Source organism: Glaciecola sp. 1036 (genome assembly GCF_050306235.1).
Classification (GTDB): Bacteria; Pseudomonadota; Gammaproteobacteria; order Enterobacterales; family Alteromonadaceae; genus Glaciecola.
The window spans coordinates 268,304-289,961 of sequence record NZ_JBLWFH010000005.1 but is presented as its reverse complement, the minus strand read 5'-3'; the positions used below and the strand labels follow the sequence as shown (position 1 = coordinate 289,961).

The window sequence follows — 21,658 nt, the reverse complement described above, 5'->3', positions numbered from 1 at the left end:
TCTTATAGGTTCGCAATATAACGGCGACCGCGTTCGCTAAGCGCGCTAAATTCAAAGGACCGCCCCTGTTCTGTAAACAGGATATTAAGTTCAACATCCGCTGTTGGTAATAAATGTCCACCTTTTTCAGGCCATTCCACCAAACAACAAGCATTTGCATTAAAATAATCTCTTATCCCCATAAACTCAAGTTCTTCGGGGTCTGCTAATCTGTAAAGGTCAAAGTGAAAAACATCCATGCCGGCAATATTATAGGGTTCAACCAATGTATAAGTAGGGCTTTTCACTTTTCCATCATGACCTAATGATTGTAGCAAAAAACGAGAAAAAGTGGTTTTCCCGGCCCCCAAATCGCCATGTAAAAAAATAACAGCGCCACCTAAACCGGACGCTTTTAAGTTTTGAGCAAACCCTACAGCAAGCGCTTGGGTTTGGGTTTCGTCATTGACATTGACTGTAACTTGCATAACACCTTAATTAACCTTATTGATTGACTAGCAATCTGATTTTAGGGAATAAATCACTGGCAATAATACCCCTTTGACCATATTCCTCAGCAATCATGTCACCTGCTTTAGCATGCAATGATACCCCAAATTGACAAGCCATTGATTTATCGATGCCTTGGGCCATGAGTGAGCTGATGACGCCGGTTAATACATCCCCCATTCCTGCTGTTGCCATACCAGGATTACCATGGCGACATACCCAAGAATGTCGTTGATCATCAATAATACTTCCAGCGCCTTTTAATACACATACTGCATCGTATCTTTGTGCGCACAACCGGGCATAATTAAATCTATTGGATTCGATTTCATCTATACTCACGTTTAACAGTCTAGCCGCCTCTCCAGCATGCGGCGTAACAACACAATCAGGCAGAGATACGAAAGTGGCATTTACGGCTTTTAGATTTAACGCATCTGCATCAACCACTATAGGTTTTGGATTTCGTTGAGTATATTCCATCACCTTATCGAATATTGACTTACTCCAATCATCTCTTCCTAAGCCTGGTCCAAGTGCGATACAGGTTGCCCACTCCAATGCATCTTCTAGACCTTCACTTATCACCATAAGTTCTGGGCGGCCAGCACAAATCTGCACTTTAGACGCTTCATGAGCAAACACTTTGACCAAACCAGTGCCGGTGCGCAACGCCGCTTCTGCGGTTAGACGAATTGCGCCAGACATACCTGCATTGCCGCCGATACATAGCAATCGACCATAACTGCCTTTATGGCTATTTATATCTCTTGGTGCCATGCCTCTAAAATGCTTCATATCTAAGGCTCGGGCATCACTTCTGGCTAAAGAAGCGAAAGTTTTGCCTACCCCTAAATCTTTAAACACTAATTTGCCACAGGATTGCTTACCAGCACCTGTTGTAAGGCCCATTTTAATGCCGATAAAAGTCACTGTGACATCTGCTTGTACGCAGCGGCCAAGTGATTCGCCTGTATCTGCATCTAAGCCGCTAGGCACATCGATACTTACCACGGGGATATCTGAGTGATTGATGGTATCGATAACGTCTGCATATTCATTTCGGATGATGCCATTGATGCCGGTACCCAATAAGCCATCAATCACAATATCGGCTTTTTCAAGTAAATCAGGACTGAAGGTTTCAACTTTTCCTCCATTGGCTTCCCATTCTTGACGTGCTCTTGCTGCATCACCCGACAATTCTCGCTTAGGGTCTACAGCGCATAAAGTAACGTTTTTACCGGCAATTTTTGCTTGCAGTCCGGCAACGTATCCATCCCCTGCGTTGTTGCCAACGCCTACCAATACTAGATAACGGTCCACATTAGGAATTAAGTTTACACATTCTTCGAAAACAGCCTTGCCAGCACGTTGCATTAAGCTGTACATTTCTAGGCCAAGTTTTTCGGCGGCAGATTTTTCGTGCAAACGAACCTGATCAGCCCGATAGAGTTTTTGTGTTAAGCTGGGTGCGTTTATTTTGTCTAACATGAGCTTATGTCCTTAATTCCAACAATTGACCTAATTCAACTTGCAAACAATATCAAGGCGTGGGGGAAATCGCTAGGTTTCCAACAAGTTGGTATAAGTGATCTTGACCTTGGTCAACATAGCGACTATTTACAAGCTTGGTTGGACAAAGGATACCACGGGCAAATGGATTTTTTTCAACGAAATCTCGAAAAACGTCTATATCCAGAAAGATTGCATCCGGGCACATCAAGGATCATAAGTGTGCGCATGGACTATTTGCCAGATGATGCAGCTTTTGCCGACAATTTAGAACAACCTACGAAAGCTTTTGTCAGTCGCTACGCGCTAGGCAAAGACTACCATAAATTAATCCGCAAACGACTAAAGCAATTAGCCGAGAAAATCACCGAACATTTTACAGATACTGACTATCGGCCTTTTGTTGATTCAGCCCCTGTGCTTGAACATGCATTTGCCGAGAAAGCAGGAATTGGCTGGACTGGTAAGCACTCACTCACATTGAATCGAGAAGCGGGTTCTTGGTTTTTCTTAGGTGAGATTTTTATTAATTTACCCCTACCCGTCGACCAGCCAGTAGAAGAAGGTTGTGGTAGTTGCAATGCATGTATCTCTATATGCCCAACAAATGCAATAGTGGCACCTTACACCATTGATGCCAATAAATGTATTTCCTATTTAACCATAGAGTATGAAGGTGTTATTCCTGAACATTTCAGGACAGCAATGGGAAACCGCATCTATGGGTGTGACGATTGTCAGCTTGTTTGCCCTTACAATAAGCAGGCACAACTTACCCAAGAAACAGGGTTTAACGATTTGTATGGGCTAAAAAATGCAGACTTATTGCGTCTGTTTTATTGGTCAGAAGAAGAATTTATGCAAAAGCTTCAGGGCTCGCCCATTCGTCGCATCGGCATTATCAAATGGCGTCGAAATATTTCCATAGCCTTAGGCAACGCGCCTTACTCTGAGGCTATAGAAAGTGCACTCAGCGCTGCCTTAGACAAAGAATCCAATGATACACTTAATCAGCATTATCGTTGGGCGCTGGACCAGCAACAAAGAAAAAAATCAGACGGCGCTGATAAAGCTCAAGTCAATCGTCAGCAAGCAAGGCTGGCCAGAACCGTCCGTAAAGGCCTGCCTAGAGATGCTTAGATTTTATTTGTGATACTGAGCGCTATATTTGTGTATTGCGTCTACAAATACTTTGGCATTTTCTGGTGGTACATCTAAATGAATACCATGTCCAAGATTAAACACATGCCCTGTCCCCTCGCCAAATCCCTGTAAAATATCCTGCACTTCCTGCTCAATACGCTCCGCAGGTGCATATAAAACGGAAGGATCCATATTTCCTTGTAAGGCTACTTTGTCACCTACTCTGGCTTTAGCATCGGCAATATCTATGGTCCAATCTAAACCTAGAGCATCACAACCTGTAGCTGCAATATGCTCAAGCCACATACCGCCATTTTTGGTGAATAGCGTCACTGGGATTTTCTGACCTTCATACTCGCGAGTAAGTCCATCGACAATTTTGTGCATATACTGCAATGAGAATAGTTTGTAATCTCTTGGACTTAAAACGCCTCCCCAAGTGTCAAACACCATAACAGACTGAGCACCAGCGGCGATTTGTGCATTCAGGTATGAAATAACTGAATCAGCTAGTTTATCCAATAGAGCATGCAAGGTTTGAGGTGAACTAAACATCATTTTCTTTATTTTGGTAAAAGCCTTACTAGAACCGCCTTCAACCATGTAGGTCGCCAAGGTCCAAGGACTACCTGAAAAACCGATTAAAGGAACGCTACCTTGAAGATTTTTTCGAATAGTGCGAACCGCATCCATCACATAAGTCAATGATAGTTCGGGATCTGGAACAGGCAAATTCTTAACATCCTGTTCGCTAGTAATTGTTTTTTTAAACTTGGGACCTTCACCTTGTTCAAAGTATAAACCTAGTCCCATAGCATCAGGAATGGTGAGAATATCGGAAAACAGAATGGCCGCATCAAGTTCAAACCGACGTAGAGGCTGTAATGTAACTTCACATGCTAATTCAGGATTGGTACACAAGGCCATAAAATTACCTGCTTCTGCTCGAATTTCTCGATACTCAGGCAAGTAACGCCCTGCTTGACGCATCATCCACACGGGTGTGACATCAACGGGTTGTTTTAATAGTGCACGTAAATAGCGGTCATTTTTCAGGCCTGTCATATTTCTCTCTTATACAAATAATTCGGTATTTAGTTGGTCTTTAAAATCAGGCGCAAGTGTACTGTTTTTTAGCCCAGATTCCCATGCTATTTCAGCCGATTTGCTCACCTTTAATAAGTTCAATCGTTGCCTTGATCAAACGGCCCGCTATTGAAACAGTTGGCGGCGTATTCGGCAAGTGATCTACATCAAACCAATCGGCGTTAAGTATTTCTTTCTCATCCACCTTAATATCCCCGCTGGCATAGTCAGCTAAATATCCACACATCAAAGAATGAGGAAATGGCCAAGGCTGACTGTCAAAGTATCTAAGATTTTTAATTTGAATCCCTACTTCTTCAAACACTTCTCGATGCACGGCTTGTTCCAACGACTCAGCACTTTCAACGAAACCGGCCAAGGTCGAGTGCATATCTCTGGTTTTATGATGGGCACCTTGAGCCAATAAAATTTTATCGTCTTTGCGCACAGCTACAATAATGCAAGGACTTACGCGAGGATAACATCGGTGCTGACATTTATGACAATGGGTAGCCATTTCCCAATGCACTCGATACATTTGTGAGCCGCATTGCCCGCAATATCTATGGGTTTTTAAAAATTGCGCATACTGCCAAGCTTGCGCAACACTGGCAAAATCTTGATCGGGAAGAGAAAACAGAAGCTCTCGCAGACTTACTAATTGCCAAGACTCTTCGTCTACTTGTGATTTATGCAAATCAAGTAAGTGATGGTGACGTCCATTTAAAGCGGAATATTTTACGACGTCTTCATAGGAGGAAGAAAATTCGTTTAAGTTTAAATTTCGTAGAAATTCAGGAATTGCACCGTGGTCAACTGACTGTTTTATAACTAACTTGTCATGTGCGAAAACAAACTTCATCAAGATTCCTGTAAGATTATGTTATATAATTGGCACTTTACGTGTTTTCAATCTTGTTCACAAACGAAGCAATGATATACTTGCTTTAGTGTTGATATTAATTGTCGGAGTTTTTTTGTCTAATACAACGCATTTAAACAATAAACAACAAACTTTGTTAAATAAGGCGCGTGAGTATTGTGAAAACAATGGTAATCGTTTTACTCCGATTCGTGCAAAGGTTTACGAATTATTATTGCTCGAAAATGGATCTATAGGTGCTTATGACCTGTTAGATAAACTTCGTGAGACGGACGATAATGCCAAACCTCCGACCATTTATAGAGCTCTCGACTTTTTCTTAAATCTTGGGCTTGTGCACAAAGTTGAATCTACTAATACATTTAAGGCTTGTCATCATTTTGACTGCTCACATCCTGTCCAGTTTTTAATTTGCGATAAATGTGGAGATGTACAAGAAATACAGTCTGAAGGAGTGAAAGATACTCTAGAAGCACAAGCGTTACAGAATGCCTTTATAATAAGAACACAAACAATTGAGGCACACGGTACTTGTAAGCAATGTAACGCGATGAGCTAGTATGAACGTTGAATTTATCAATCCATTCATAGCCTCTATGCAAAATGTGCTAAGTACTATGGCAATGATTGAGCTGGCGCCCAACAAACCTAAGCGCAAAACAAGTGATGAATCTGAAGGTGATGTAACAGGATTGATCACTATGCGAGGACCCCAAACCAGAGGTTCTTTAGCCATAGTGTTCGACCAAGACTTAGCCTTTAGTATAATGAACAATATGCTCGGTGAGAGCGTAACAAGTATCGATGAGCAAGTAAAAGATATGGTGGGTGAAATTACCAACATGATATGTGGTGGTGCTAAAAGTACATTGTCCGAAAAAGGCTATGACTTTGAAATGGCAATCCCTCGTATTATTACCGGTCATCGGCATACAATAAAACATGATATAGAAAGTCCAGTGATCTTATTAGCTTTTGAAAGCGAACAAGGTAATGCATACTTAGAAATATCATTTAATAATTAGTAATATGAACTCAACTCGCCAAATACCCTGTTGAATTATTAAAAAATCTAAAAAAGGATTTAAAACATGAAAAAACTAGCTTTATTGGCTGGCATCTCCCTTACAGCTGTCTCAACTGCAATTATGGCCCAAGAAGCTCCTCCCTATGAATCTTGGATAGGTGGTTTTGCAAGTTATTACAATGCTGACGATGAGAAACATGAACCCGTTGGCGGTTTAGATGATGGTAAAGGCTTTGGCGCAGAATTAGGTTTTCGTTTTGACCCTTCATGGGCCGTTCGTTTCGAATTAGGTCGAGTATTAATTGACAAAGACAACAACAATCCTCTAGCCCTTGCGGATGATGGCACCATGATTGGCGCCGACATGATGTATTTCTTAGAAGATGATGTCGCCTATTTGTTCGGTGGTGTGCGTGAGCAAAGCTTACGCGATGATTATCGTATGGCCGCAGCTGGTGTGGGAAAACACTGGGCTGTATCTGAAGATTGGCGTGTTATCACCGAGTTAGCGACTTATTATGATTTTGGTCAAGGCTACAACGAATATAGTGCTAAGCTTGGATTAGCTTATATTTTCGGTCAGAACAAAGCGCCTGCTGCGCAACCTGATACTGATGGTGATGGCGTTTATGACGCAGTTGATCGTTGTCCAACTACGCCTCCTGGAACACAGGTTGATGCCACTGGTTGTAATATAGATTTAGATGGCGACGGTGTATTTAACAGCGTTGACCAGTGCCCTACGACGCCTGCTGGTGTTGAAGTAGATGCCGTTGGTTGTGCATTGAAAGATTCTGATGGTGACGGTGTGCTGGATAAAGATGACAAGTGTCCTGATACTCCAGTAGCAGACAAAGTAGATGAAGACGGCTGTTCAATTCTGCAAGAATCTGAAGTGGCTATTGAATTAGACATTTTGTTCCCGAATAACAGCAGTGTTATCAGCAACCCTGATTCTCAGAAAATTGAAGAGTTTGTTGCTTTCATGGAACGTTTCCCGAACACTGATGCGGTAATCGAAGGTCATACTTCAGCTGTAGGTGATGCAGCCTACAATCAGATGCTCTCAGAAAAACGTGCGAATGCTGTTCGTAGTTTCTTAATTAATGAACATGGCATTGATGCTAAGCGTTTACGTGCTGTTGGTTACGGTGAAACTAAGCTTAAATACACTGAAAACACGGCTGAAGCACACAGACTAAACCGCCGTATTGAAGCTAAAGTAAGTACTACAATACAAACTAAAGTAACTAGATAAAATACTCAAACTAAGCAAAAGGCAGATGATTACATCTGCCTTTTTTGTTTCTAGTATTCATCTTCGAAGGCGGGTCCCGCATAGTTGTCAAAGCGGGAAAATTGTCCTTGGAAAGTCAATCTACAGGTACCTATGGGTCCGTTACGCTGCTTACCAATGATAATTTCAGCAATACCCTTATATTCTGAATTTTCATGGTATACCTCATCGCGGTAAATAAACATGATTAAGTCGGCATCCTGCTCAATAGAGCCAGATTCACGTAAATCTGAGTTAATAGGACGCTTATCAGCCCTTTGTTCCAAGCCACGATTTAACTGAGACAATGCAACAACTGGCACTTCCAGTTCTTTTGCTAGTGCTTTGAGTGAGCGAGAAATTTCCGCAATTTCTAAGGTTCGGTTATCAGATAAACTTGGCACTCGCATTAATTGTAAATAGTCCACCATGATTAAGGATAAACCACCACGCTCCCTGGCAAGTTTACGCGCTCTAGTGCGCAATTCCATTGGCGTTAGCCCGGAACTGTCATCAATATAGAGGTTATCTTTGTCGTGCAACTCTTTCATGGTTTGCTGCAATCTAGCCCAATCCGTATCAGCAAGTTTCGCAGTTCGGATACTGGTTTGATTGACTCGGCTTAAAGAGGCCAGCATCCTCATCATGATCTGCTCTGAAGGCATCTCCAAGGAAAATACCAATACAGGTTTATCCTGCATCATCATGGCATTTTCACACAGGTTCATGGCAAAGGTAGTGTTATGTACGCATATGTCTTGCGCTATAAAATTGTGTAGCTCTGGCACAGTTAGATCATATACCTGCTTGTGACCTGTAAATTCTATGCTTTTTATTTCATCCCAGTAGATATCGGCGTTGGCCATTTGATTCAGATATTCGTCGTTTAGCCTAGTCGCCAGCCCTTGCAACTGATGTAAGCTATTTATGCCTGTGGGCAGACCTGCTTCTTGAGCTATTTGGTCAGCATAAACAGTTAAACTTGCTGGTAAACTTTCTTGCAAACTACATTTTCTACTTGTTCTCAAAGTCTCTAACGCTTGCTGACAGAGATGTTCCTGACCTGCAATACTAAAGGTAGACAAAGCGACTAATAAACTTTCATGATGTCGTAAACAAATTTGGTGAGAATTTTCTACTTCAACGTAGTGAGCAACTATGCCAAATCGCAATAACAGGTGCTGAATTTGGCGTGCCAAACCTTGATTTTTCAATCTCAGGTTTATTGCTATCTGATTCTCGACTTGCACCTGTGCACAAGCTGAAAAAATGCTTGTTAATAACTTTTCTAATTGATCTTTTGTTAATTCAAAGACTTGCTGCGGCAGTGATTGAAGATCAAGAACTTCTTTGGTCGTTTTAGTAGAAACCGTTTCTACAGTAAAGGGTACCAAATCGGCACCCAAAGCTAGGTCATTGCCGGAAAAAAACTGAGCTTGCTGGCTGATTAAAGGGGCAACAGTTTGATGAGCCAGTTGCTGCATCCAAGCGCAAAGGTTTTTTACTTTTTTTAACGGCGCTACAGAGGCTTTAATGGAAAGCGCAAAACCGGTAGAGGTTTTTACTAAGTTCAAAGGTTGACCTGAAGATTCAGCAAACGCCTGTTGAGCCAATTGAGCGGCTTTTCTATTATTAAAGACAAAGCAATCGCCTTTAGCGTTAACTCTGCCAGTCACTAGGAATCCCAAAGTTGATAGCAAAGACGTAGATATTTTTTTATTACCAAAAATGGGCATAGCGCGCGGCACTGCGATTTTATCCCCAGACGACAACTTAGCTAGAGGTTGCCAGCCGTTACCACTTAAAAACGGATGTGTAAGAGTAGTTTCAATCACTTTGCCCAAAGCTGTAGTGATTTTAAACACAGGTTTTATCCCGTCATCCACAAAATGCGACGCTTTTGCTTTTTGCATGCTAAAGTCATGATTAAGCGCACTAACCCCTGATATTTTGTTTTCAACCATGTGATCTATGCTTTGCAACGCACCTGTCTCAGGATTTACCAGCTGTGAGCCACTAACGATACATTTCCCCATTGATGGTCTGGCTGCAACGATTATGAGATCTGAGCGTTGCAATCCACTGGTCATCTTATCTAAGTCGGTGTAACCAGAGGATACGCCAGTAACTTCTTGGTCTTGTTTAGCTAACTCATCGAGTCTATCAACAGTCTTTTTAAGGACGCTTTTTACATCCACCGGCCCTTCGCTAGAAGAAGTACGCTTTTCTGCAATTTCAAATACTTTTGTCTCTGCATAGTCTAATACTTCTTTAGCTTCGCGACCTTCAGGGTTAAACCCTACATCTGCGATATCATGGGCGACGCCAATCAGTTCTCTTATCACTGCCCGTTCACGAATTGCATTGGCATAAGCGGCGACGTTGGCGGCACTTGGCGTATTCTTGGCTAGTTCGATTAAATAGGCGTATCCACCTGCGGCGTCTAGTTCGTTATGCGCTTCAAGTTCTGTTTTTAAAGTGACGATGTCGACCGATTTATTGTTATTAATTAGCCTAATAATGCCACGATATATAACTCTATGGGCGTGATTGTAGAAATCTTCGGCAACAATAAGATCAGCGACTTTATCCCAAGCATCTGCGGAGATCATCAAAGACCCTAAAACAGATTGTTCCGCCTCTATGCTGTGCGGAGGAATATGGAGTTTTTCAATGTTAGAAGAATTATTTTCGGTTGCCACAGAAATTACTGCCTAGTTAATTGGCCCAATAGTATGCGATAAATTAGCAAGAATGTCTTTATTGATATGGTATCTAAGTAACAGGAAATAACAAGGTAACAGTTGAAAGACTTTTAGCAAAGGCGATAGCTCACTTGGTACCTCTAAAATTATCGTCAACTGAAAAGATGAAACCGATTACAAAATAATTGCAAAAAAATCTCCCTTTATTAACATAAATTCGGCTATTATTGTCGCCAAGATGGCTTTAGTCCTTTTTTAATATCTGTAATTCAGATGATTTTGAAATCGTTTTCGCATAGAGCAACCCGCAAACAGAGTGGTATGAATGAAAATCGGCATTAAAGATGTTGCAAAAAAAGCAGGTGTTTCATCTGCAACTGTATCACGCACCTTATCAAACCCTGAACTTGTCACCGAAAATACCCGCTCTAAGGTGATGGAAGCCGTTAATGCTACTGGCTACAAACCCAATAGATTTGGTGCCAGTTTACGTACCCAAAAGAGTGGCAATGTGGTGGTAGTAATGCCTGATATTACTAACCAAGTAAATGCCAGTATAATTCGCGCGATTGAGCGAGAAGCTATGGATGCAGGATATTCTGTGTTGCTAGGTGATACTCAAAACAGTGAAGAACGCGAACGTCATTATGGAGAGATGGTATTATCAGGGCAAGCTGATGGCATATTGGTTTTTACTCCCAGATTACCTTTTGAACTTGGAAATTTAACCAAGCTTCCTGCCATAGTGAATTCATGTGAGGAAATTGATCATGCTGATGTATGTAAAGTTACCATTGATAATGAAGCCGGTGCAATAACTGCTGTTGAACATTTAATTTCCTTGGGGCACACAAAAATAGCCGCTATTAAGGGCCCTAGCTTAACACCTAGTACCAGAGATCGATTAGCGGGTTATAAAAAGGCCTTACAAAAAGCCGATATTCCCATTGATGAAAAATACATTATTACTGGTGACTATGGTGTCGAATCAGGTATTGCGGCTATGGAAAAATTATTAAAATTGAAAAGTCGACCAACGGCGGTATTTTGTTTTAGTGATGACATGGCCATAGGCGCCATGAACACGTTAAGAGAAAACGAATATAACATCCCTCAGGATATGTCGATCATTGGTTTCGATGATATCAGCTATGCCAGTTTAATGTCGCCAAAACTAACTACCATTAAGCAACCCTTAGAAGCTCTAGGGCGGCAATGTATGAAAACCTTGCTTAAATTAATGAAAGGGCAACAGCCGGAACAAAAAGTCATGCAATTGCCTTTTGAACTCGTGGTGCGACAAAGCACAGCCGCACCTAAAGCAGGGACTTGATGTTACTGTTGGTCGGCTAGCACCTGCTTGAAAAACTCCCCTTGTTCTGTCGGTGTATATGACCAATCCTGAATTATGGTCGGCGACCAATTGGGATCAAAGCACCAAGCGGTCCATGAAAGCCCGTTTTGTTGTATGTATTCCATGATGTAAGGGCCATAACTGCCATCATCAATCACCGGGATATGAGCACCGTGCCCATCTTCTGCGACCCAACCCAATTCTGTTAAAATAATCGGATAATCCTCTGCCAAAATACCCCATGCTGCTGTCCAGCGTTTAAATAAGGCTTCTTTTGTTCTTGGATTAGGTCTCTCTTTTTGCGGATAGGGATGAGACACATAGCCTACCCCGGTTCGTTCGATGGGAGCTTGCTTAGCGTTTTTGAGTTCATAGGCCCAATTAAACCCAGCCACTAAGATTATAGTTTGATCATCAAACGCCTGAATAATATCGATAGCTCGCTCGTTGAATGCTTTCCATTCAGCCCAGTTTTCCCGTCCGGTTTTACTATGTTTATCAGTAGGTTCATTAAAGATTTCATAAGCAGCTAGGGTAGGAATATTGGCATAGCGCCTAGCGACCAATTGCCAAAACCTTAAGGTCTCTTCTACTGTTGTTTCATAGATTGGATTTTGAAAGGTTTCATTGAGCAAATATCCAATTGAATGCCAATCAATTATTAAATAAAGATCCAATTCATTTGCCCAAACTACGGCTTGATCGATTAATTTCAGATATTCATCTTCACCGTATCTGCGCCATCCTATTGGGTGCACCGGCAATCTAACGGTATTTGCTCCCCAGCGTTTGATTTCTGCAAATATGGCTTTGTCCCATTTCCCGTCTTTGATCAATTTTTCTGGAGAAGCAATGTTAAAGCCTTTAAAAACGAAGGTCTCATTGTGTTCATCTATGAAACGATTTGCTTGAATGGCTATTTTGTTCTGTTTTATTAACTGAGCACTATCAAAGGCTGTTGAAGAGTGGAGAGTTGGGTCTTGTATAATATTGGGAGACACAGAAACGCAGCCAAAGGCTGCGTAACTCAACCCCCAAAACACTATCATTGCCTTTGGTAGATTCAACATATTGTGCTCTCTTGTTAATCGAGTAAAGTGACTCGTACAGAGTGATGGTTATGAAATAAATCATAAGGAATAAGATTATCTTTCATCTTCACTCCGTCAACTTCCACTACTATATTGTTTATTTTACCCGTTGTCCGGCGCACAATTTCTATGTCGTAAGTAGCATCTCTATACTCACGATGCACCTCCACTTTATCCCAAGAAGATGGGATAGAAGGCGCGATTACTAGACCATGATAGTCTGGCCGAATACCGAGTATGTATTGTACTGCAGCATAGTAACACCATGCGGCTGTACCTGTTAACCATGAATTCTTAGCTTGCCCAGGAAACTCTGCGTCTTTACCTGCCACCATCTGACTATAGACATAAGGTTCAGATCGACGAAGATCTTGAGTGTCTTGTAAATACGAAGGACATAGGCGAGAAAAGTAATCATAACAACGATCACTATTGCCTAACATAGCATCACTGATCAGAATCCATGGATTATTGTGACAAAAGATACCTGCGTTTTCTTTATATCCAGGGGGATAAGACGATATTTCACCTAAGTACTTGTTGTATTCACTGAATGCAGGTTGCTGCAACATAATACCGTAGTCAGTAGCTAACATTTTTTCCACAGAATCCATTGCCTGCTGTGCCTTACCGTCATCTACGCCTACTTCCGCCATTACGCAGAAACCTTGAGATTCAATGAAAATTTTACCTTCTTCATTTTCATTTGAACCGATTTTCTCACCATTAGCATCATAAGCGCGCAAGAACCATTCTCCGTCCCATGCGTGAGTCTTAATAGTCTCAACCATTTTTTCAACATGTTGCAGACAGGCATCGGCTAGTTCCTGACGCCCTGTGACCTTGCAAAGCTCAGCAAAATCACGTCCATAAAGTACAAACTGACCAGCAATCATTACAGATTCAGCAACGTCTGATTTGCCTCGTTGGGTAGTTTGGAAAGATTCATTAGGGTCGGTTGAAAAACAATTAAGATTTAAACAGTCATTCCAATCTGCTCGTCCAATTAATGGCAATCCATGAGGACCTAAATTATTAACAACATGGTCAAAGGCCCGTTGAAGGTGATCAAAGTGACTTGCCATGTTTGACATATCATTATCATAAGGAACTTGCTCATCCAAGATAGTAAAATCACCGGTTTCTTTGATGTAGTTCACCGTAGACAAGACTAACCACATTGGGTCGTCATTAAAGTTACCACCTATATTCGCATTGCCCTTTTTGGTTAGCGGTTGATATTGGTGAAATGCGGAACCGTCGGGTTTTTGAGTTGCCGAAAGATCGAGAATTCTCTCTCTTACTTTTGCTGGTACCATGTGTGTAAAGCCGATGGTATCTTGGTTTGAATCTCTAAACCCCATGCCTCGGCCTATACCGCTTTCATAAAAACTGGCGCTTCGGGAAAGGTTGAAGGTCACCATGTTTTGGTATTGGTTCCAAATATTAATACTGGTATCAAAGGCTTCATCTGGCGTCTTAACAAGACATTTATTCAGCAAGGTTCGCCAGTATTGATTAAGTTCAAGCAACTTTTGCTTTGCTTTTTCCACTGTATCAAACTGGGCGATCATAGCTTTCGCTGGCCCCTTATTAATTACACCTTTGCTTTCCCACTTTTGAGCTTCATCGAGTTCGCAATAGCCCATCACAAAAACCAGTTCGATTTCTTCGTTAGGCGCTAAATTCAATTCAATATGATGGGATGCAATGGGCGAAAAGCCTCTTGCTTTTGAATTGTTTGATTTACGTTCTAGGACCGCACGAGGATTGTGCATGCCTTTATAGGGCCCTAGGAAATTATCGCGACAAGTATCAAACCCTTGGATTTCGGTGTTTACATGATAAAAAGCGTAATGATTACGGCGTTCACGAAACTCTGTCTTGTGATACAAGGTACTGCCATCCACTTCAACTTCGCCAGTTGATAGATTGCGCTGGAAGTTTGCCGCATCATCTTCCGCATTCCATAAACACCATTCCAAAAATGAAAACAGACCAATAGATTGTTCGCTATCAGAGGTGTTTTTTAGGCTTAAGATACAGACTTCGGCTGTAGTATTTAAAGGTACAAAATAAGTGGCACTGGCCTTAATATTTTGGAAGCTCGAGGATATTTTGCTGTAACCCATACCATGGCGACATTCATATTCATCCAATGCTGTGTCCATTGGTCGACCTGTTAACGACCAAGCTTTGTCATTATTGGTCAGATAGAAATAACGGCCACCGGTATCCACAGGTACGTTATTGTATCTGTAGCGAGTTAATCGACGAAACTTGGGGTCGCGATAAAAAGTATAACCACCAGCAGTGTTTGATATAAGCCCATGAAAGCCATCATTTCCTAGATAGTTGATCCAAGGTGACGGAGTAAAAGGGCTGGTTATCACATATTCATATTGAGTGTTATCGAAATAGCCGTATTTATTTAAATCTTTATTCATGCTGCGTTTTCATCAAGTTTGTTGTACCAATTTCGCTTCAGCAGAATTGCGCTTATCGCGAGAATGACGAGAGTTGTTGTAAGTGAGCCCCATTCTTTGATCACAATGAATATCGGGAGTGCTACCAGACTTGTTTGTGCAATAACGCCTGTTAGCACATTAAACATGTCTTGTTTGAAGTTGTTATTTGGTTCAAATGATGGATCTTCCTTCATCACCTGTTCTTTTATTGGTCCCCAGAAGCCCCAGGGCTTGACCGTTTTATAGAAGGATTTAAGTACTTCGATATCATCAGAATCAGTTTTGATACTGACCATGATGCAGATAAAACCTGATATTACTAACAACACAGGGAACACTGTTAGAGGCAGAAGATCCGAGCTCAATTCTGGGAACAAGGCGCCGGCGACAGGTGGCAGAACGAGAGCCCCGACTATTCCTGCTAACATGCCGTAGAAATAACCCAAGCCGTTGAGTCGCCACCAATACCATTTGAGCACGTTAGATACTACGTAACCGCCCCACAGTCCAGACACCAACCATTGCAAAATACTATTGATACTTTGCACATAGAGTCCAATGACAGTACTAATTAGCACTACACTAACAGAGACGATATAACTTGCTCTGATTAAGGTTTTGTTTGACGCATTTGGGTTGATATATCGATAGTAAATATCGTTAACCAAATATGCAGGTGCAGCATTTACTGTAGCCGCGAAAGTTGACATAAAGGCGGAGATCAAACCCGCGAGCAAGATACCTAAAATGCCTACAGGTGCAAATTCCAAAATTGCACTTGGAAGAATGTTTTCAAAATCCAGTGAACCACCTGACATCAAATCCAAGCGCTCATAAAATACTATGGCCAATACGGTAAAGCCTGCAATCATGAAATAGCGAATTGGCATTAACACAATAGAAACGAATCCACTCATTAACGCGCCTTCTTTGGGTGAACGCGTGGCGAGTATTTTCTGCATATCATAATTGGGAGCAGGGCCAGCAGCACTTACTAAAACGCCTTTAAACAACATCATCATGACAAATATACTGAACAGTGAATAACCGTCAGAGAGAATTTTGTCATTGACTTCAGCTATCAGCGCTGACCAATCTAATTCTAAACTCCATCCGAAAAATGGATTTGTCCAACCTTCTGGCACCGCGCTATTTAACGCTTCTGGTGACACTTGTGTCATAGCGATAATACCGATTGCCAAGGATGCGAAGGTCATAATCGTAAATTGCAACACATCGGCCCATACGATACTCATCATGCCACCCATCATTACGTAAAGGGTTGCTATTGTGGTAAAGATAATGCCGTAAAAATGCGGTACAAATTCTGGCGCTAGTGTGAAAGGCAAATAAGGGGCAACAGTTTCGTAGGGAATAAATATCTCGACGAATTTTCCTACACCAACAAATCCATAAGCGAGAAATCCCAATACACTTATTATGGCAAATAGAATAACGATAAAATGTGAGAGCTTTCCGCCTTGGCTATCGCCAAAACGGGTTCGCATCCATTCTGCACCGGTTAATACGTTAGAACGGCGCAACCAAATGGATAGGAACACCATTAGAAATACTTGGTTAAACACAGGCCATAACCATGGTATCCAAATACTTTTAAGCCCATAAACAAATAACAAGGTAACCAACCACATGGTTCCTGAAATATCGAACATACCAGAGGCATTGGATAAGCCTAACATGTACCAAGGCAAGGTTTTTCCACCCTGATAATACGCACTAAGATCTTTGGCGGCGCGGCGTTTAAGTAGTAGACCTATACTTAAAATAGCGACTAAATATGCCAGAATAATGGCGATATCGATTCCTGCTAACTGCATCTAATCCCTTTTACTTATTTAAAAATTTGCGTAAATGTAGCTGATTATGTAAACGTTTACAAGTGTTTCATTTATACAATTTGTTTACAAAAAAGTTAAAGGGGTTCTGATGGCTTATTCGAGTTCGATAATCAATTTGATAGATTTCAGTCGGTTATGAATTGAGCCATGACATAAAAGAAACCAAGACAAAAATTGAATGTTATATTTTTGTAATCGCCGATTGGGAAAGATAAGAATAGGTTGAGGGGGTTATAAATAAAGAAACATTGTCATTCTCATAGCTTGTTCTATGTCCAGGTAAGGTCAATCATATGGATAACAGAAAAGCCAGCAGAACAGCTGTTATATTTCACATTGAATTTTGAATACTTCATAACTTACCTTTTTATAGACAATCATAATTGATTTAAAGAAACCTTCCGAAACCTCATATTCTTTTATAATTGCTTTTTTATTATTTTATTCAATAAATTGGAACTTACTAAAAGCCTAATCATCTGTATAAGAAAATTCGGGAAAGTACTCTTTGATGAGGCTATATTGTTTCTTAGCCTCTTCTACTTCACCTATATACTCTAATGCCAAGGCATAATTAGACATGGTCGCGAGCGATACAGGATCAAGCTCAATAGCTTTTTCAATCGCTTCAAAAGACTCTGCATAGCGTGCCATATTTTTAAGCAATAAATGCTTCCACATATAGGCTTTGGCTAAACTGGGGTTTAATTCTGTGGCTTTTTCATAGGCATCTAATGCGTCTTGTTGATTACCAGTCAATTCAAATGTTTTGCCTAAAATTGCAAAAGCTTCTGCATTGGTATCTGATCTCAACAGGGCGTTATTGATTTTCTCAGTGGCTAGATTAACTGCAATATCAGGATCTAAAACGCCAAATCTAGTATCGCCTTTAGACAGCAAAAGAAGGGTATCAGCCAAGCTAATATAAGCTTGAGCATATTCTGGATCCAAACCTATGGCTTGTTCAAATAATGCCCGAGCCTGCTTCATGGATTCGGTAGTTTGCTTGCTATATTGCTCTCTACCTTTCAGATATACCACATAAGCTTCTGTACTTTGGGTTCTCGCCTGATTAGCCATTTGATCTGAGGTCACATAGCTATCTTGAATCAAGTTTACAATTGAGCGGGCAATCTCTGATTCAATAAAAAAGATGTCTTCAAAATTACGTGAAAAATTGTCTGACCATAACACCCGACCATCTTCAGCATTTAGCAATTCAGCAAACACTTTTAGCTGGTTACCATTTTTGCGTACACTACCGGTTATTACCGTTTGTACATTCACTAACTTTGCTATTTCTACCGGTGTTAATTGTTGGTCAGCCAAACGTGAGGTAGAACTGGTAGAGGCTACTTTAAACTCTTTAAAGCGACCTAAAAGATTGGAAATTTCTTCTGCGATACCCTGTGCTAAATAGTCTTGATCTTGGCTTGGACTGTTATCTTTAAAGGGTATAACCGCAATAGAATTAGCAGAGAAACTGGCATCTTCTGGCTCAGCCTGTTTATCAAGCTCTGATTTAATATCATAATAAACTTGATAACCTATATAGCCAGAACATAAGGTGATAGCAATCAGAAAGATCCAATGAACAAGTCCAAATTTAGCCAGTTCATCTTCTTGTTGATCAGATGCAAAAACCGGTTTTAGTCCTTCAGCAGTAAAGTCAAAATACCAAGACAAATATAACATCACCGGGATTCCGGCAAACAACACCACCGCAACCAAGGTATTTACCAATGGATGCCAATTCAGCATAGGCGTTAGTACCGAGACAATCTGCAAAAGTAGCCATACTAATGCTAAATAAGGCACGAAGGTTTGTACTACTCGGCGACGTTTGATTTCAGCTATGAGCTTTGACAATTAGAGTCCAACCTTGAAAGTGAGATACTTAGTCCATACCAGAATTTTCATGTTAAACACTATATTGCGGCTTATCAATATAGAGAGTTAAACAGTTTCCAGATTATTGGGCTTCAAATGAAAAACCTTCGGGATATTGATGTTTTCCATCAAAATCACCTTTAGTTAAGGGGACATTGTTAGCTCTGGCTATGGCATACACTATGCTGATATGAAAATAGAAATTTGGATAAGCGAATTCCAATAGAAAATCATCCGCCTTTAGCTCTACAGGAATAGGACCGGCCCGATCCAATATGGTGACTGAAAAATCATTTTTTGAATTATCCAAACTTTCGATGTATTCAATAGTTTGGGCTAATTGCAACTTAATCCCTTGAAAGTTCTTTTCTTGTTTGACAAAGGTAGAGGTTTTCACACCAGCAATGGGACAACAGGCACGTAAAGCAAAACTCGCCGCAATTTCTGCTTGAACAATTAATGGCAACATATCTTCCGCTAGCCGCTTAAATAAAATATCTTCGTTGCCTTCTACAGCCAAATCGATTTTACAAATTATTTGCAGTAACTGATGCAAAGAATGCGTAAATACACTGATATGTTTATTGTTCATGTCACTTCCATATCACATAGACTTGCTTTTCATAGCTTACTGAGTCTATACAGAAAAGCAATTGCGGTTTACGTAAGCAATACCAAGCAAAGATGTCTTATGCATTTAAAAAACCCAGCCCAGCATAAGCTGGGCTGGGTTATAGATAGTTTTTTAATAACCTATTATTTTTTACTGTTTAATGTTATACCACCGCTTACCGTAGATACTTTCACTGAGGCTTTTGGATTGCCTTTTGAAAATTCCAACCAAGATCTTGGACCAAACTCTGCTTCTTGCGCTCTTTGGTTGGTAAGCTTATTGGTAATATCACCGCCGGCATGGGCTTCAATATCAAATTTTGCCTGCACGTCTTTGTCGAAAAAGAATTCCATATCACCGCTAACTGAGGCTGCGCGCACTCTTGCGCCGTCCAGTAAACTCAGATAAACATCAATATTGCCGTTCACCGTATCTAAGCTCATTGAATTGACGTTAGTTAAAATGGCTTCCATATCACCGTTTACCGTTTCAATCTTTATGTCTTTGGCCTCTGAAGCAAATTCAATATCGCCATTAACTGCAACGACTTGGACTTTTTCACCATTTTTGTGGGAGAATTTTATATCACCATTTACAGCTTCAACTTCCACGTCTCCGCTGATATCATCACCTTTAAGATCACCATTGACTGTGGTCATTTCCAGTCCACCGGCAATGTTTTTGGCTTTAATTTCGCCATTAATGACTTCTACTTCAGCCCCTCCGGCTATATCCAAAATATCAACATCAGCATTTACCGATTGATAATTTATTGTAGCCATCTTAGGTACAAATATTCGCAAATTATCTTCGTCAACATTGCTTCCGCCCCAATTGCCCCAGCCGCCGGTTTCAGTTTCAACAATGATCTGTATAGTTTTGCCATTGCGCTCAAATTTAAACTCTTCGGTGTCATCCCCTAAAGTACCTTCCACTTTAACTTGATTTTTGTCCCACCCCTCTATTCTGGCCTTACCTGCAGTGTGCTCTATTTCCACAATACTGTTAGGATCTGCGTCCAAGGTTTTGTTGACTTGAGTTTTCGCCATTAAGCACAGAGGTAATAGGAGCATACCTGAACCCAATATCAATTTCGTTAACTTCGTCATAATTACACCTTTTCCTATTAAATTTTTTGCCATGATGGCGCATGCACACGCTCAATCAGTTTCAATTGTTGCTCATACACCTGCTTAAGCATGTGCAGCAACGCTGGATTTTTCGGGTCTTCTTGCAACGCACTTTTTATCGCAGCTGCTGCTCGGTCTAAATCGTCAAGTTGTTGTTGCCAATTTTCTGTGGTGGCAGGTTTATCTTGAAAACTCACCAATAATTCTTCTCGTTGTTTCAAATATTGCTCGCTCATTTGCTCTGCAATTATTGAACTTTGTGTATTAATGCCTGATTGGTATCCCATATACCCAACCAACACCACTAGAAGCAGAGATGCCGCAATTGCTAGTTGAGGTCGCCAATTTGTTTCAACCTTGGTAGAACCTTGAGTAATTGCATGTTCAACGCCTTGCCAAAGATCTCTTTGTGGCGTTTTTTCACGTGCAAGCTCGTTGATTTGTCGAGTTAATCTATCTTGCTTACTCATTTCCCATCCACTCCTCAATCATGGTTCTTGCTCGGTGAAATTGCACTTTGCTTGTACCTACTGCAATATCTAAGGTTTCTGCTATTTGTTCATGCCGGTAACCTTCAATTGCATGGAGGACAAACACCCACCTAGCTCGCTCAGGTAATCGATAGATCATTTTTTCTAGGTCACTTAAATCTGTAATTAAGTCAGCGCTTCTTTCATCTATGTCGGAAGCTTCAATATCAAACATTCGTTGCCACCAGCCCCGCTGTTTACGGATATAGCTAATAGTGACATTGGAAGTAACACTATGTAACCAAGTAGAAAACTTGCTCTTGCCATCAAAGTTGTCTAATTTGTTCCACAGTTGAATAAATACCTCTTGCGCCGCGTCTTCTGCCAAACTTTTGTCCGCGCACAAGCGCAAACATAGCCCATAAACTCGGTTTATATGCAGCTCATAAATGGTTTTGAAGGCAGAAACGTCCCCAGCGCGAGCTGAAGCTATTAAGCTATCTTCATTACATTCCTGTATTTCCATCGGCGTCACTAGGTTCAAGTGATGTCTCATTTTTCTCATTTTCGTGTCCGTCTTGAATCTATAGTCGCAACTGAGCTCAAAAAGGTTTACACCAAAAAATTAAAAAATTTGACTGTACAAATAAGGTGTTATT

General features: G+C 41.0%; 18 protein-coding genes. 5 read left to right on the top strand and 13 right to left on the bottom strand.

The features are described 5' to 3' along the window. Window positions 1-2 precede the first annotated feature (2 nt). Both tsaE and ACNKW3_RS09885 read right to left on the bottom strand, forming a co-directional pair. Window positions 3-467: a tRNA (adenosine(37)-N6)-threonylcarbamoyltransferase complex ATPase subunit type 1 TsaE gene (gene tsaE / locus ACNKW3_RS09890; RefSeq protein WP_427399131.1), complete on the bottom strand. Its 465-nt coding sequence runs from the start codon at window positions 465-467 to the stop codon at window positions 3-5. Window positions 468-483: 16 nt separating this feature from the next. Beyond that, window positions 484-1,983, bottom strand: coding sequence for an NAD(P)H-hydrate dehydratase (locus tag ACNKW3_RS09885; RefSeq protein ID WP_427399130.1), 1,500 nt, complete (start codon window positions 1,981-1,983; stop codon window positions 484-486). Between the two features lie 6 nt (window positions 1,984-1,989). On the opposite strand from ACNKW3_RS09885, the gene queG reads away from it, so the two are divergent. After that, window positions 1,990-3,144, top strand: a complete 1,155-nt coding sequence (gene queG / locus ACNKW3_RS09880) for a tRNA epoxyqueuosine(34) reductase QueG (RefSeq protein WP_427399129.1) — start codon at window positions 1,990-1,992, stop codon at window positions 3,142-3,144. 3 nt (window positions 3,145-3,147) lie between these two features. Here queG and hemE read toward each other — a convergent pair whose 3' ends face one another. Both hemE and nudC read right to left on the bottom strand, forming a co-directional pair. Beyond that, a complete protein-coding gene (gene hemE / locus ACNKW3_RS09875) occupies window positions 3,148-4,212 on the bottom strand; it encodes a uroporphyrinogen decarboxylase (protein ID WP_427399128.1) in 1,065 nt (354 codons plus the stop codon). Window positions 4,213-4,303: 91 nt separating this feature from the next. Further along, complete coding sequence (nudC, locus tag ACNKW3_RS09870; RefSeq protein ID WP_427399127.1) at window positions 4,304-5,095, bottom strand: NAD(+) diphosphatase; 792 nt, start codon at window positions 5,093-5,095, stop codon at window positions 4,304-4,306. 115 nt (window positions 5,096-5,210) lie between these two features. On the opposite strand from nudC, the gene ACNKW3_RS09865 reads away from it, so the two are divergent. From ACNKW3_RS09865 to ACNKW3_RS09855, 3 genes are all read left to right on the top strand, one after another. After that, the gene (locus ACNKW3_RS09865; protein WP_427399126.1) at window positions 5,211-5,675 is read left to right on the top strand and encodes a transcriptional repressor; all 465 of its coding nucleotides are present in this window, start codon (window positions 5,211-5,213) and stop codon (window positions 5,673-5,675) included. Window position 5,676: 1 nt separating this feature from the next. Then, on the top strand, window positions 5,677-6,141 hold the full coding sequence (locus ACNKW3_RS09860) for a chemotaxis protein CheX (protein WP_427399125.1): 465 nt from the start codon (window positions 5,677-5,679) through the stop codon (window positions 6,139-6,141). Window positions 6,142-6,207: 66 nt separating this feature from the next. Continuing rightward, entirely contained in the window at window positions 6,208-7,401 is a 1,194-nt protein-coding gene (locus ACNKW3_RS09855; RefSeq protein WP_427399124.1) for an OmpA family protein, read from the top strand. A gap of 50 nt (window positions 7,402-7,451) precedes the next feature. Here ACNKW3_RS09855 and dnaB read toward each other — a convergent pair whose 3' ends face one another. Continuing rightward, on the bottom strand, window positions 7,452-10,121 hold the full coding sequence (dnaB, locus tag ACNKW3_RS09850) for a replicative DNA helicase (protein ID WP_427399123.1): 2,670 nt from the start codon (window positions 10,119-10,121) through the stop codon (window positions 7,452-7,454). A gap of 328 nt (window positions 10,122-10,449) precedes the next feature. Between dnaB and ACNKW3_RS09845 the strand changes: the two genes are divergently transcribed. Continuing rightward, the gene (locus tag ACNKW3_RS09845) at window positions 10,450-11,457 is read left to right on the top strand and encodes a LacI family DNA-binding transcriptional regulator (protein WP_427399122.1); all 1,008 of its coding nucleotides are present in this window, start codon (window positions 10,450-10,452) and stop codon (window positions 11,455-11,457) included. Window positions 11,458-11,459: 2 nt separating this feature from the next. Here ACNKW3_RS09845 and ACNKW3_RS09840 read toward each other — a convergent pair whose 3' ends face one another. The 8 genes from ACNKW3_RS09840 to ACNKW3_RS09805 form a co-directional block, all read right to left on the bottom strand. Further along, window positions 11,460-12,548, bottom strand: a complete 1,089-nt coding sequence (locus tag ACNKW3_RS09840; protein ID WP_427399121.1) for a glycoside hydrolase family 5 protein — start codon at window positions 12,546-12,548, stop codon at window positions 11,460-11,462. Window positions 12,549-12,562: 14 nt separating this feature from the next. Further along, complete coding sequence (locus ACNKW3_RS09835; protein ID WP_427399120.1) at window positions 12,563-15,016, bottom strand: GH36-type glycosyl hydrolase domain-containing protein; 2,454 nt, start codon at window positions 15,014-15,016, stop codon at window positions 12,563-12,565. Continuing rightward, window positions 15,013-16,875 carry a sodium:solute symporter family protein gene (locus ACNKW3_RS09830; RefSeq protein WP_427399119.1) on the bottom strand — a complete coding sequence of 621 codons (1,863 nt, stop codon included), beginning with the start codon at window positions 16,873-16,875 and terminating at the stop codon, window positions 15,013-15,015. Before ACNKW3_RS09830 ends, ACNKW3_RS09835 begins: the two co-directional genes overlap by 4 nt. 492 nt (window positions 16,876-17,367) lie before the next feature. Continuing rightward, entirely contained in the window at window positions 17,368-18,765 is a 1,398-nt protein-coding gene (locus tag ACNKW3_RS09825; protein ID WP_427399118.1) for a tetratricopeptide repeat protein, read from the bottom strand. Window positions 18,766-18,868: 103 nt separating this feature from the next. Then, window positions 18,869-19,378: a DUF1993 family protein gene (locus ACNKW3_RS09820; protein ID WP_427399117.1), complete on the bottom strand. Its 510-nt coding sequence runs from the start codon at window positions 19,376-19,378 to the stop codon at window positions 18,869-18,871. Window positions 19,379-19,542: 164 nt separating this feature from the next. Beyond that, window positions 19,543-20,508 (bottom strand): DUF4097 family beta strand repeat-containing protein, encoded by a 966-nt coding sequence (locus ACNKW3_RS09815; RefSeq protein WP_427399116.1) that lies wholly within the window; start codon window positions 20,506-20,508, stop codon window positions 19,543-19,545. A 17-nt stretch (window positions 20,509-20,525) separates the two neighbouring features. Further along, window positions 20,526-20,999, bottom strand: coding sequence for a hypothetical protein (locus ACNKW3_RS09810; RefSeq protein WP_427399115.1), 474 nt, complete (start codon window positions 20,997-20,999; stop codon window positions 20,526-20,528). After that, complete coding sequence (locus ACNKW3_RS09805) at window positions 20,992-21,555, bottom strand: RNA polymerase sigma factor (protein ID WP_427399159.1); 564 nt, start codon at window positions 21,553-21,555, stop codon at window positions 20,992-20,994. Before ACNKW3_RS09805 ends, ACNKW3_RS09810 begins: the two co-directional genes overlap by 8 nt. Window positions 21,556-21,658 lie beyond the last annotated feature (103 nt).

Excerpts from the sequence above, each read along its gene's own strand:
- ACNKW3_RS09855 (WP_427399124.1), top strand. The coding sequence starts at position 6,208 with ATGAAAAAACTAGCTTTATTGGCTGGCATCTCCCTTACAGCTGTCTCA.
- hemE (WP_427399128.1), bottom strand. The coding sequence starts at position 4,212 with ATGACAGGCCTGAAAAATGACCGCTATTTACGTGCACTATTAAAACAA.
- nudC (WP_427399127.1), bottom strand. The coding sequence starts at position 5,095 with ATGAAGTTTGTTTTCGCACATGACAAGTTAGTTATAAAACAGTCAGTT.
- ACNKW3_RS09815 (WP_427399116.1), bottom strand. The coding sequence starts at position 20,508 with ATGACGAAGTTAACGAAATTGATATTGGGTTCAGGTATGCTCCTATTA.
- ACNKW3_RS09860 (WP_427399125.1), top strand. The coding sequence starts at position 5,677 with ATGAACGTTGAATTTATCAATCCATTCATAGCCTCTATGCAAAATGTG.
- tsaE (WP_427399131.1), bottom strand. The coding sequence starts at position 467 with ATGCAAGTTACAGTCAATGTCAATGACGAAACCCAAACCCAAGCGCTT.
- ACNKW3_RS09810 (WP_427399115.1), bottom strand. The coding sequence starts at position 20,999 with ATGAGTAAGCAAGATAGATTAACTCGACAAATCAACGAGCTTGCACGT.
- ACNKW3_RS09845 (WP_427399122.1), top strand. The coding sequence starts at position 10,450 with ATGAAAATCGGCATTAAAGATGTTGCAAAAAAAGCAGGTGTTTCATCT.
- ACNKW3_RS09885 (WP_427399130.1), bottom strand. The coding sequence starts at position 1,983 with ATGTTAGACAAAATAAACGCACCCAGCTTAACACAAAAACTCTATCGG.
- ACNKW3_RS09840 (WP_427399121.1), bottom strand. The coding sequence starts at position 12,548 with ATGTTGAATCTACCAAAGGCAATGATAGTGTTTTGGGGGTTGAGTTAC.
- ACNKW3_RS09820 (WP_427399117.1), bottom strand. The coding sequence starts at position 19,378 with ATGAACAATAAACATATCAGTGTATTTACGCATTCTTTGCATCAGTTA.
- ACNKW3_RS09805 (WP_427399159.1), bottom strand. The coding sequence starts at position 21,555 with ATGAGACATCACTTGAACCTAGTGACGCCGATGGAAATACAGGAATGT.
- ACNKW3_RS09830 (WP_427399119.1), bottom strand. The coding sequence starts at position 16,875 with ATGCAGTTAGCAGGAATCGATATCGCCATTATTCTGGCATATTTAGTC.
- ACNKW3_RS09835 (WP_427399120.1), bottom strand. The coding sequence starts at position 15,016 with ATGAATAAAGATTTAAATAAATACGGCTATTTCGATAACACTCAATAT.
- queG (WP_427399129.1), top strand. The coding sequence starts at position 1,990 with ATGTCCTTAATTCCAACAATTGACCTAATTCAACTTGCAAACAATATC.